Below are 11,050 nucleotides of genomic sequence, written 5' to 3' on the forward strand. Positions count from 1 at the left end.
ACCGGCTCTCCACCGCCGAAATCGAGTCCGCCCTGGTGTCCCACCCCGCGGTGGCGGAAGCCGCCGTCGTCGGAGCCGCGGACGAGACCACCGGCCAGGCCGTCGTCGCCTTCGTGATCCTTCGCGGGGATGCCGTGGACTCCGGCGAGGACACCGTCCAGGAACTCCGCAACCATGTGGGCAAGGAAATCGGTCCGATCGCCAAGCCCAAGACCATCCTTGTGGTTCCCGAACTGCCCAAGACCCGGTCCGGGAAGATCATGCGCCGCCTGCTCAAGGACGTCGCGGAAGGCCGCGAGGTCGGCGATGCGACCACCCTGGCGGACAACACAGTCATGGCCCAGATTGCGCAATCGCTGAGAAAGTGAAATGACTTTCTCCGTGTCGCGCCGGATCGCCGCGTCCACGGAGGACGTCTGGGCCTTGCTCACCGACACCTCCAGGTGGCCGGACTGGGGGCCGTCGATCACCGGCGTCGAGCCGGCCGCGGCCCGGCCCGGTCCGGCTGCCCGGCCCGGATCCGGAGGGCTTGCGTTCTGCAGCCGCGGCAAAGTTCGCACTGTCCTGGGTGCGGCGCTGCCGTACACCGTGACAGCGTTTGAGGCCGGTCGGTACTGGTCCTGGTCGGTGGCCGGGATCCCGGCAACCGGCCACCGGGTCATTCCGCAGGACGGCGGCTGCCTCGTCACCTTCACGGTCCCGTGGTGGGCGCCGGCCTACCTTCCGGTGTGCGCCCTGGCGCTGCGGCGGATCGAGCGCCTCGCAACAGGATAGGGACTCGTCCCGCCGGTTGACCCGGTACCTCAGCCGCGGGAGCGGGCCGCGACGAGGACCACCTCGAAGCTGCTTGCTGCGGGGGTGGCGAATTTCGCGTTGACCAGGGCGAGAGTATTGCCGAACAACGCCGCCGTCGTCGGGACATCGAAGTTCTTGCTGGTGATCACTTCCTGTACCTCGCCGCTGCGCAGCGACCCCTTCAGGTCGATCCGGCTGACCTGGTTGAGGAAGTTCTGCACGGCCCAGAGGGTGTTACCACGGACGACCAAGCCGTCCACGTTCGTCACGGTGACCGGGGCCCCGGAGGAGTCCGTGACATCGATCAACCTGTTCGATCCGTCGTCCGGGTCCACGCTGTAAAGGGCGCCGCGGCCGAAGTGGGCGACGATCAGCAGGTGGCCATTCTTGGCGGCGGCTATGCCGTTGAGGTTAAACCCCTCGTCCACCGTGCCGGCGGGTGCGTCGAGCGCCAGGGTGCGGGCGTCGCCGGGTATCCCGTCGCGGCTGATCGGGATCCGGTAGAGCTCACCGGCGCGGGAGTTGGTGAACCACGCGCCGTCGTGGGTCAGGGTGACGTCATTGATGAAGCTGGCACCGGCAGGCGCCAGATCGTAGACTCTCACGGTTTTCTTGGTCTCCAGGTCATAGACATAGGCCTGGCCGGTTTCGCCGCCGGCGACGAAGAGCAGGTCGTTGTCCCGGTCGACCTTCATGCCGACCGCTGCCCGGCCCTCCGGCGCCGTGATGAACAGTCTTGCCTTGCCTTTGTCAATGTCTCCCCGGAAGATGTTCCCGTTGAGCAGGTCGCCGGCGAAAAACGTGTCGCCCTCCCCTGCGGCGATGCCTTCAGCACCGGTGGCGCCGGGGAGTGTGATCACCGAGGTCCGGTCATCCCGGTCCGCTCGGGCGGCGGTGGCCAGAGGCGCCGGCACGAGGAACGCCGCAAGGGCGAGGATGCCCACGGCGGCCCGGCGGATTGGTTTTCCTGCATGAATGTTGCGCATGATGTGCTCCGAGATCGGGCTTACCGCGCGAACTGACCAGTACGGGAGCTCCGCACGATGGTCCTTTCAGTTTAAGCAGGCGGGCCGGTGCGGGCCAGAGCTGGCCGGTCGCTTCCGGGCGGTCATCTGCGTTCCGTTTCCGCCGCCGGGGCGGCAGCCGGCGACGCTACGCGATACATTGTCAGACATGACTGAAGCCACCCCCGCCGGCGCAGGCCGCGGCACCATTCTTGTACTCAACGGACCCAATTTGAACTTGCTCGGCACCCGCGAGCCGGAGAAATACGGGACGGCGACGCTGGCCGACGTCGAACAGCTCGCCAAAGACGCCGGCGCGGCACACGGCCTGGACGTGGAGTGCTTCCAGTCCAACCACGAGGGTGCCCTGGTGGACGCCATCCACGCCGCGCGCGGGAAGGCGGTAGGAATCGTGATCAACGCCGGCGCCTACACGCACACGTCCGTCGCCATCCGGGACGCCATCTCCGCTGTTGCCCTGCCGACGGTCGAGGTGCACATCACCAATGTTCACGCCCGCGAGGCCTTCCGGCACCATTCCTACCTTTCAGACATCAGCAAGGCCGTGATCGCCGGCGCCGGGATCCTGGGCTACCGCTTCGCGGTGGAATACCTCGCCGGACTGCACGCGGACCAGGACTGAGCATGTCCCCCACGGAGTCCGCGGCGGCGTCCGGGGACTCGGCCGCCGATTCGCCTACGGATTCGGCTACGGCGCAGTGGTACCGGCACTTCGGCTCATTCGATGCCCCCGGTTCTTCCCCGTGCTACGCCGCGTGGGCCGTGGGGATCTCCGGGGACGCCGAGCTGATCCGGCGGATCGACCAGTGGCCGCACAACAAGCGGCAGCCGCTGCTGATCCTCGCCGCGGCACGGTTCCTCGGCGCGCAAGTCAGCCCCTACCGCGAGTTCCGGACCTTCCTGGACGATCGCTGGACCGAGGTTTCGGAAATCGTGCTCTCGCGGTCCACGCAGACGAACGAGGCCGGACGCTGCGCCGCCCTGCTGCCGTCACTCGCACAGATTTCGGCCGTGGAGGGCCGCCCGTTGGCCCTCATCGAGGTGGGCGCCTCGGCCGGGCTGGCTTTGTTCCCTGACCGCTATGGCTACGAGTTTGTCGGCGCACGGGCGGACGCCGACGCGGCGGAATCGGGCGCCGCGGACGCCGGCGCGGCGGAGGCCGCGGAAGCACGAACGACGCGGCTGGTTCCGGCCGGTGCCACGCCGGGCACGTTTCCTGTCCTGCGCTGCGTCACCTCGGGCCCGGTGCCGCTGCCGGCGGAAATTCCCCGGGTGGCATGGCGTGCCGGGATCGATCTCAACCCCCTGGACGTGCGCAACCCGGACGACGTCGCCTGGCTCGAAGCCCTCATCTGGCCGGAGCAGGAGTTCCGGCTCGAACGGCTGCGCCAGGCGATCGCAATCGCCCAGGAACGGCCGCCGCTACTGGTGGCCGGCGACCTCAACGAACAGCTCGTGGCACTCGCCGGCCGCGCCCCGGCCGACGCAGCCCTGGTGGTTTTCCACAGCGCCGTGATGGGGTACCTGGATGCCGGCGGCCGCTCCCGGTTCCGGCGCACCATGGCGGATCTGGCGGCCGAGCGGGGCTGCCACTGGCTTTCGAACGAAGGCCACACGGTGACTGCGCAGGCGGACGGGTCCAATGTGGTCCCGGAAATGGATGACGCCCGGCTCCGCGGCCGGTTCCTGCTGCTGCAGGACGGCCAGCCGGCGGCCATTACGGGCCCGCACGGGCAGAGCCTGGAGTGGCTTTAGCCTGCGCGTGGCTCTGGGTATGGCTCTGGCCTGTGCGGGCCGTCCGGCTATTTCTTGATGCACTGTCCGGAGGAGACGGCACTGCCCAGACCCGGCGCCTGGGCTGCCACGGGCCCGAGATCAGCCATGGTGATCGCAAAACCGAGCGAGGACTCGGTGGTGGCCTTGGCAAAGACCACGCCCGCCACCTGCCCGTCCATGGTCAGGAGCGGGCCGCCGGAGTTGCCCGGCTGCACGTCGCCGGCGATCCGGTACACGTCCTCGGGTGAGGCGTTATTGCCATAGATGTCGGGTACCAGCACGGTAGCGATGTCCTGTACCGTGGCCGGTTTGGACTGGAAGGGCCCGCCGTGCGGATAGCCGGCGAAGGCCGCGGCGCTGCCGGACGGCAGGTCAGCGGCCAGCGCGAGGGGTTCCGAGCGCAGGCCGTCCACCGCCACAACGGCGAGGTCGTGCTGGGAGTCAAAGTAGACGACGCGCCCGGGCAGCGCGCGGCCGCCGGGCGTCTCCACCACCGGCTCGTCGACCCCGGCGACCACGTGCGCGTTCGTCACTACCCGCCCGGGGGCGACCACGAAGCCGGTTCCGGTCTGGTTCTGGCCGCACTGGTAGGCCGTTCCGGCGATCTTGAGTACGGACGCGGCAGCCTTGTTCAGCGCCGGCGTGTCTGTGCTGGTGTCCGGAACGGCTACGGGCTGGCCCTGGCCGAAGCCGTCCAGCAAGGTGGGGATGCCCTCGCCGATCACGGTGGAGCGAAGCTGGGCCATCGATGCCTTGACCGGCGTCGGCGTCACGCCGTCGATGAACCTGATGACTTTGGACTCCGCGAGCTGCTGCGACACGAACGGCACGCCCAGGGCCCCGATGCTGAACGCCAGCATCGACATCACGAGGGCGGAGACCACCACGTTTACGCCTCCGCCGACGAGGCGGTCCGCCGCGCGGAGGGGGCTGAACGGGACCACGCTGCGGATTTGCCGCCCGATCATGGTGCCGAGCCCGTTCCCCACGATCATGAGCAGGACGGCGGTGGCAACGATTGCCGTCAGGCGCCAGCCGCTGTCCTCCACAAGGCCGCTGACGATGGGAACGGACACGAAGGCGGCGACGGCGCCGGCCGCGAATCCCGCGATGCCTCCGAGCGTCACAAGGAAGCCGTTGCGAAGACCGTGGATCAGATAGGACAAGAGCGCCACCACCAACGCCAGGTCCAAAATGGTCAAGCCAAACACCGGGGCTCCTCACAGACAGTTCAGCGACGATTGTACCGGTGTAAGCTGAACGTTTGCCGACCGGGCGTTAGCCTGCGCAGTGATCTGCGCGGACTTCCCGAGTCGTGCGCTTTCGGCCCCTTCGGGCGTTTCGGTGCCAACTACGTCACAGAAGCTCCAAAATTCTGAAAGAATGGCTGAAGCGCCCCAGCCGACACAGCTAGTCAGGAGATTTCATGGATATCGAGGTATTGCGCCGCGCACCCCTTTTCGCCACGCTCGACGACGAGGCGTTCCGTCTGCTGACGGACGAACTTACCGAGGTGGACCTTTCACGCGGTGCCTCGGTATTCCGGGAAGGCGATCAGGGTGACCAGCTCTACTTCATCGTCTCCGGCAAGGTGAAGCTCGGCCGCACGTCACCGGACGGCCGCGAATCACTGCTGGCCATCCTCGGCCCGGGCGAACTTTTCGGCGAAATGGCGCTTTTCGACCCCAGCCCGCGAACGGCCACGGCAACCGCCGTGTCCGAGACGCGTCTGGCCGGCCTGAAGAACGAGAGCCTCAACGCGCTGCTGCGCACCCGCCCCGAGGTTTCGGCCCAGCTGCTGCAGGCCCTGGCCCGCCGCCTGCGCCGCACCAACGACTCCCTCTCCGACCTCGTCTTCTCCGACGTGCCGGGCCGTGTGGCCAAGGCGCTGCTGGATCTGGCCGACCGCTTCGGCCGCCCGGCGACCGACGGCGTCCTGGTCGCCCACGAACTGACGCAGGAAGAGCTCGCCCAGCTGGTCGGCGCCTCCCGCGAAACGGTCAACAAGGCCCTCGCTGAATTCGTGCAGCGCGGCTGGCTGCGCCTGGAAGCGCGCGCCGTCGTCATTCTTGACATGCAGCGCCTGCGCCAGCGTTCCCGCTAGGAATCCGCAGCAGCAACCACGAAGGCCGGCCCCGGGAACGGGACCGGCCTTCTGTCGTTTTCCCCGGGGCTTCGTCCGCCTGCTTGTCCGCGGGACATGTCCAGCTCCGGTGGCGAGGGCTGGACATAATGCCACTATGTCCGCTGGACCGGGCCAGGGAAGGGCATGTCCCGGGCCGGCACACGGCAAGAAGGGACATGTCCACTGGACCGGGCCAGGGAAAGGCATGTCCAGTGGTGCGGAGGGGCCTAGCGTTCCCGCTGGGGTTCGCCGGCAATCGTCTTGGCGGCTTCGACTTCGAGCATGAGCCTGCCCTCTTCCTCGACGAGCTTCGGCTGGTAGACGTGGGCCTTGCGCTTGTAGCTGAGGTAGGCGATGCAGCCGTTGGCCTTGGCCATCTTCTCGAGCATGATCTCCGAGCCGGGCACCAGGAGTTCGCCCAGGGTGCGGCCCACGGTGTTCTCCTGATCCACCTCGTCGCCAAGCACGGTGCTGTCCCGCTCGCCCACGACTTTCCGGACGCACACCCAGCGGCCCCAGACGCCCTTGCTGGCCAGCAGCGAGGGCTGCTGGTTCACGGGCACGGTGGCCGCGAAGTAACGGGTGTTGAACCGGCGGTGCGCAAAATCGGGGCTGAGCCAGTTCACCAGGGGCTTGAGCAGGTCGGTGCGCAGCGAGAGTCCGCGCTTGGCGAGCAGGTCGGTGAAGGACTTCTCCTGCTCCGCCACGGCTTCGCGGGCGCGCATCCAGTCGGCACTGGAGGTCAGTTCCACCGTGGTGGACAGGTCGGGGCCGGCCAGCAGGATGCCGGTCTCCTCAAACAGTTCCCGGATGGCGCCGACCACGTGGCGGCGCGCCAGCCCGACGTCGGACGTCCCCATGTGCTCGGCCCAGTGCTGCGGCGAGGGGCCAAGCCAGCCGACGGCGTCGTCGTCGGACGCTTCCAGCGATCCGCCGGGGAAGGCGAGGACACCGAGCGGGGAGGACCCGGTCCGGTAACCGAGCCAGGTTTCCAGGCCGGTGGGCGAGTCCCGCAGGAGGATCACCGAGGACGCCAGGCGGGGCGCGCGGGGCGTCCGCTCACCGTGTTCAATCCAGCTGCGGGCTGCTCCCTCGAGATCGGGGGGCAGAACGAAAAGGCGACGTGCTAACTGAGGCAACGAAGTGACCGGCCTTCTAGGCGAATTCGGCGATCAGTTCGACTTCGACGGGCGAGTCGAGCGGCAGGACGGATACCCCGACGGCGGAACGCGCGTGCTGGCCGGCGTCGCCGAGGACCTGGCCCAGCAGCTCCGAGGCGCCGTTGATAACGCCGGGCTGGCCGGTAAAGGAAGGGTCGGAGGAAACAAAACCGACAACCTTGACGATCCGCGTGATGCGGTCGAGGTCGCCGATCACGCTCTTGACGGCAGCCAGGGCGTTGACGGCGCAGACGGCAGCGTAGGCCTTCGCGTCTTCCGGGGAAACCGTGGACTCGTCGGCGGCGCCGGCTGAGCCGGCGGAGACCTTGCCGGTGGCTTCGAGCTTGCCGTTGATGAACGGCAGCTGCCCGGAGGTGTAGACGTGGTTGCCGGAAATGACGGCCGGAACATACGCCGCGACCGGGGCCGCGACGTCAGGGAGCGTCAGGCCCAGCTCGGCCAGGCGCTGTTCGACGGCGGACGACGCGCCCGTGCTGCCGGCGTGGCCCGCTGCGGAGGCGCTGTCCTTGGAGACGTTTTCCGCGCCCGCCGGCGTGGCCGGAAAGGCTTCTGAGGGGGTGTTCATGGCTACTGCTTCTCCCGCTTCAGGTAGGCAACCAGGCCGTTTCCGTCAGGGCCCGGAACAACCTGGACGAGCTCCCAGCCGTCCTCGCCCCACTGGTCCAGGATCTGCTTCGTGGCATGGATAATGAGCGGAATCGTGGCGTACTCCCATTTGGTCATGACATAAAGCCTAGTCGTTGCCGGTAAAGTGGAAAACATGGCGACTGGCAAGAACCCTTTATTTGACACGGCCACCACCCTCGGAAAGATCTTTCTTTTCCTGGGCGTGAGCGCCATTTGTGGCGTCCTGGTGGCGGGTCTCCTGGTCCCCGCGGCGGCCGTTTCGGGCAGCGCGGCGAGCGGTTCGATCCAGTTCTTTGACACCCTTCCCGCAGAGTTGAAGGTCGATCCGCCGAGCCAGTCGACCACGATCCTGGCCTCCGACGGCAGCGTGATCGCCAACCTCTACGCGGAAAACCGCACCCGTGTGTCGCTGGACCAGATGTCCCCGCACATCAAGGACGCGATCATCGCCATCGAGGACAGCCGCTTCTACGAGCACGGCGGCGTGGACACCACCGGCATCCTGCGCGCCCTGGTGAGCACCGCCCGCGGCAACAAGCAGGGCGCGTCCACCATTACCCAGCAGTACGTGAACAACGTCATCAACTCCTCGCTGGAGGCCGAAGGCAAGGGCGACGAGGTCCTCCTCAACGGCGTCAACAAGGGGGTCGGGGACAAGCTCCGTGAAATGAAGCTGGCCATCGCGCTGGAGAAGAAGTTCACGAAGGAGCAGATCCTCGAGGGCTACCTGAACATCGTGTTCTTCAACCGGGACGCCTATGGCATCGAAGCCGCATCCAAGTTCTTCTTCAGCACCACGGCCAAGGACCTGACCCTTGCGCAGGCGGCACTGCTGGCAGGCGTCGTGAACAGCCCCTCGTACTACGACCCGATCACTAATCCGGAGAACGCCAAGGTCCGTCGCGACCTCGTGCTCAGCGCAATGCTGACCCAGGGCAAGATCAAGCAGGCCGACTACGACGCAGCGGTCGCAACGCCGGTGGAAACCAAGGTCACCCAGCCCCGCCAGGGCTGTGCCTATTCGCAGACGGCGCCGTATTTCTGCGACTATGTGCTCCACCTGCTCCTGAACAACCCGGCCTACGGTGCCGACGCCGCCGAGCGTGAGCGCAAGATCTTCCGCGGCGGCCTGACCATCAAGACCACGCTGGACCCGAACGCCCAGGCCGTGGCCCAGGGTCAGGTTGACGCTTCAGCCGGCGCGAACCCTGACAAGTGGGGCGCCTCGCTAGTGTCCGTGCAGCCGGGCTCCGGCAAGATCATCTCCATGGCCCAGAACACCGTCTGGTTCCCGGCCGAGGGCAAGTTCGACCAGACCCAGAACTTCAACGTGGACAGCCAGGACGCCAAGGGCAACGACCTCAATGGCCTCGGCGGCTTCCAGCCCGGCTCCACCATGAAGCCCTTCACGTTTGCGGAGTGGCTCAATGAGGGCAAGTCGATGAGCACGCAGCTCAACGGCGCCGTGCGCCGGTATACCCAGAACTTCCCGTGGCGGAACACCTGCCCGGCACCGACCGTCGGCTGGTATGACGCGACGAACGGCACCCATGACCTGCAGAACGCGGAGGAGGGCTACTACAAGTACATGTCGGTCGTTGACGGCCTGGCCAACTCCATCAACACGATCACTTTCGCCACTGCGGCCCAGGTGGACCTCTGCGGTATCCAGAAGATCGTCGATGCCGTCGGCATCCACGGCGGCCTGCCGAGCGCGGACAACCCCAACCCCCAAGTGCCAATGACCACTCTCGGCAACCTCATCGGGTCCACCCAGACGGCGCCGCTGACCATGGCCAGCGCGTTCGCCACCTTCGCCAACGACGGCAAGTACTGCGAGCCGATCGCCATTGATTCGGTGACGGACGCAACCGGTGCCCAGCTGCCGGCCCAAACACCGAACTGCAGGGACGCGATCAAGCCCGAGGTGGCCCACGGCGTCGCGTACGCCATGCAGGAAGTGCTCAACCGCGGCTCGGGCTCGCTGATCCAGCCCCGGATTTCGACCCGGACCACCTTCCCCATCGCCGCGAAGACCGGAACCAACGACACCAACAGCTCCACGTGGGTGGCGGGCTACACCAAGGGCCTGGCGACGGCCACGTGGTTTGGCGATCCCCTGGGCAACCAGCAGCGCGCCGGCCAGAACGTCACGATCAACGGCAAGTTCTACAAGGGGATCGACGGTTACATGATCGCCGGACCGCAGTTCTCGAACTACATGGCCCAGGTCGCGCCGGCCTACGGCACCGATCCGTTCCCGGCCCCGCCGTCGAACCTGCTGAACGCGCCGGCCCCGGAAGCGCCGCCGCGGACGTCCACCCCGACGGAGCAAAGCACCGAGCCGGCCACGGAACCGTCCGCCGACCCGAAGCCGTCACCGACAAAGTCCAGCAGGAAGTAGCCGATGACCCGGGGGAATGATCTGGCAAGCCGCGTCCGAAGCATCGGACGCGGCTTTGCCGTGACCGCTGCGATCGGGACGGCGGCCGGGGCGGCCGCTGCAGGCTACGGGCTGTGGGAGAAGAACCAGTTCGTGCTCAGGGAGGAAACCCTCCCCATACTGCCTGCGGGTTTCGGCCCGTTCCGGGTCCTGCATCTCTCCGACATCCACTTCGTGCCGGGCCAGCACCGGAAGGCGCGGTGGCTGTCGTCCCTGGCGGAGTTGAGGCCGGACCTCGTGGTGAATACGGGCGACAACCTCAGCCATGCCAAGGGCGTTGACCCCCTCGTGGCGGCCCTGCGTCCCCTGTTGGAGTTCCCCGGAGTGTTTGTCCCCGGCTCGAACGACTACTTCGGCCCGCGAGTCAAGAACCCCGCCTCATATTTGCGCGGCCCCTCGGCCCAGCGCAAAGACCCTGAGAAGCTCGACTGGCCCCGGCTGCGCTCCGAATTCGGCATGTCAGGCTGGGTGGAACTGACCAACCGCTGCCAGTCCGTCGTGCTGAAGGGCATCCGCTTCGATTTTTCCGGCGTCGACGATCCCCACCTGCGCCTGGAACGGTATGCGGGCTGGCCGCGCGGCACCAAGGGCCGGGACGCCGACCCGCACCTGCGCATCGCCGTGGCGCACGCTCCCTACCAGCGGGTCCTCGACCACTTCACCGAGGCTGGCGCCGACCTCCTCCTGGCCGGCCATACCCACGGTGGACAGATCTGCGTCCCGGGATACGGGGCACTGGTCACCAACTGCGACCTTCCCACCTGGCGGGCCCGGGGACTGCACACCTGGGAAAGCAACGGCAGTACGACGCCGGTGAACGTCTCGGGGGGCATCGGCACCTCCCGCTTCGCCCCGGTCCGCATAGCCTGCCGGCCCGAAGCCGTCCTGCTCACGCTGACCTCCCGCGCCTAAGCCTGCCCGCCTTCCGGCCTCACGGGTGGACATGCACCCCGCCCCAGGACGGCCTCACGGCCTGACGGGTGGACATGCCCTCCCCTCGCGCCCCAGCACGGCCTCACGGCCTGACGGGTGGACATGCCCTCCGCCCGCGCCGCCGCCCGCGGGACATGCCCTCCCC

At 67.5% G+C, this 11,050-nt stretch carries 12 protein-coding genes; 7 read left to right on the plus strand and 5 right to left on the minus strand.

The window, feature by feature from the left end:
• Both MRBLAR12_RS12230 and MRBLAR12_RS12235 read left to right on the plus strand, forming a co-directional pair.
• On the plus strand, positions 1 to 368 hold a 368-nt coding region (locus tag MRBLAR12_RS12230; protein ID WP_414645507.1), incomplete at its 5' end, for an AMP-binding enzyme.
• 1 nt (position 369) lies between these two features.
• Complete coding sequence (locus tag MRBLAR12_RS12235) at positions 370 to 774, plus strand: SRPBCC family protein (RefSeq protein WP_364746357.1); 405 nt, start codon at positions 370 to 372, stop codon at positions 772 to 774.
• Between the two features lie 29 nt (positions 775 to 803).
• On the opposite strand, the gene MRBLAR12_RS12240 is transcribed toward MRBLAR12_RS12235, so the two are convergent.
• Positions 804 to 1,781, minus strand: a complete 978-nt coding sequence (locus tag MRBLAR12_RS12240; protein WP_364746359.1) for an SMP-30/gluconolactonase/LRE family protein — start codon at positions 1,779 to 1,781, stop codon at positions 804 to 806.
• A gap of 187 nt (positions 1,782 to 1,968) precedes the next feature.
• Between MRBLAR12_RS12240 and aroQ the strand changes: the two genes are divergently transcribed.
• Positions 1,969 to 2,442 carry a type II 3-dehydroquinate dehydratase gene (gene aroQ / locus MRBLAR12_RS12245; protein WP_229995209.1) on the plus strand — a complete coding sequence of 158 codons (474 nt, stop codon included), beginning with the start codon at positions 1,969 to 1,971 and terminating at the stop codon, positions 2,440 to 2,442.
• 2 nt (positions 2,443 to 2,444) lie between these two features.
• Positions 2,445 to 3,575, plus strand: coding sequence for a DUF2332 domain-containing protein (locus MRBLAR12_RS12250; protein ID WP_364746362.1), 1,131 nt, complete (start codon positions 2,445 to 2,447; stop codon positions 3,573 to 3,575).
• Between the two features lie 47 nt (positions 3,576 to 3,622).
• Here the strand turns inward: MRBLAR12_RS12250 and MRBLAR12_RS12255 are convergent, their stop codons facing one another.
• Entirely contained in the window at positions 3,623 to 4,807 is a 1,185-nt protein-coding gene (locus MRBLAR12_RS12255; RefSeq protein WP_364746365.1) for a MarP family serine protease, read from the minus strand.
• Between the two features lie 215 nt (positions 4,808 to 5,022).
• On the opposite strand from MRBLAR12_RS12255, the gene MRBLAR12_RS12260 reads away from it, so the two are divergent.
• Positions 5,023 to 5,700 (plus strand): Crp/Fnr family transcriptional regulator, encoded by a 678-nt coding sequence (locus tag MRBLAR12_RS12260; protein WP_011693220.1) that lies wholly within the window; start codon positions 5,023 to 5,025, stop codon positions 5,698 to 5,700.
• Between the two features lie 248 nt (positions 5,701 to 5,948).
• On the opposite strand, the gene MRBLAR12_RS12265 is transcribed toward MRBLAR12_RS12260, so the two are convergent.
• From MRBLAR12_RS12265 to MRBLAR12_RS12275, 3 genes are read right to left on the minus strand one after another with little or no spacing between them, the layout of a single operon-like run.
• Positions 5,949 to 6,860, minus strand: coding sequence for an NUDIX hydrolase (locus MRBLAR12_RS12265; protein WP_229995206.1), 912 nt, complete (start codon positions 6,858 to 6,860; stop codon positions 5,949 to 5,951).
• A 16-nt stretch (positions 6,861 to 6,876) separates the two neighbouring features.
• The gene (locus tag MRBLAR12_RS12270) at positions 6,877 to 7,467 is read right to left on the minus strand and encodes a RidA family protein (RefSeq protein WP_229995205.1); all 591 of its coding nucleotides are present in this window, start codon (positions 7,465 to 7,467) and stop codon (positions 6,877 to 6,879) included.
• Between the two features lie 2 nt (positions 7,468 to 7,469).
• The gene (locus MRBLAR12_RS12275; protein ID WP_009359196.1) at positions 7,470 to 7,625 is read right to left on the minus strand and encodes a DUF4177 domain-containing protein; all 156 of its coding nucleotides are present in this window, start codon (positions 7,623 to 7,625) and stop codon (positions 7,470 to 7,472) included.
• 37 nt (positions 7,626 to 7,662) lie between these two features.
• Between MRBLAR12_RS12275 and MRBLAR12_RS12280 the strand changes: the two genes are divergently transcribed.
• Both MRBLAR12_RS12280 and MRBLAR12_RS12285 read left to right on the plus strand, forming a co-directional pair.
• Entirely contained in the window at positions 7,663 to 9,933 is a 2,271-nt protein-coding gene (locus tag MRBLAR12_RS12280) for a transglycosylase domain-containing protein (protein ID WP_229995204.1), read from the plus strand.
• Between the two features lie 3 nt (positions 9,934 to 9,936).
• A complete protein-coding gene (locus MRBLAR12_RS12285) occupies positions 9,937 to 10,884 on the plus strand; it encodes a metallophosphoesterase (protein WP_364746369.1) in 948 nt (315 codons plus the stop codon).
• The last annotated feature ends 166 nt before the right edge of the window (positions 10,885 to 11,050 follow it).

The organism is Arthrobacter sp. LAR12-1-1.1 (assembly GCF_040676555.1).
In the GTDB taxonomy this organism is placed as follows: domain Bacteria; phylum Actinomycetota; class Actinomycetes; order Actinomycetales; family Micrococcaceae; genus Arthrobacter.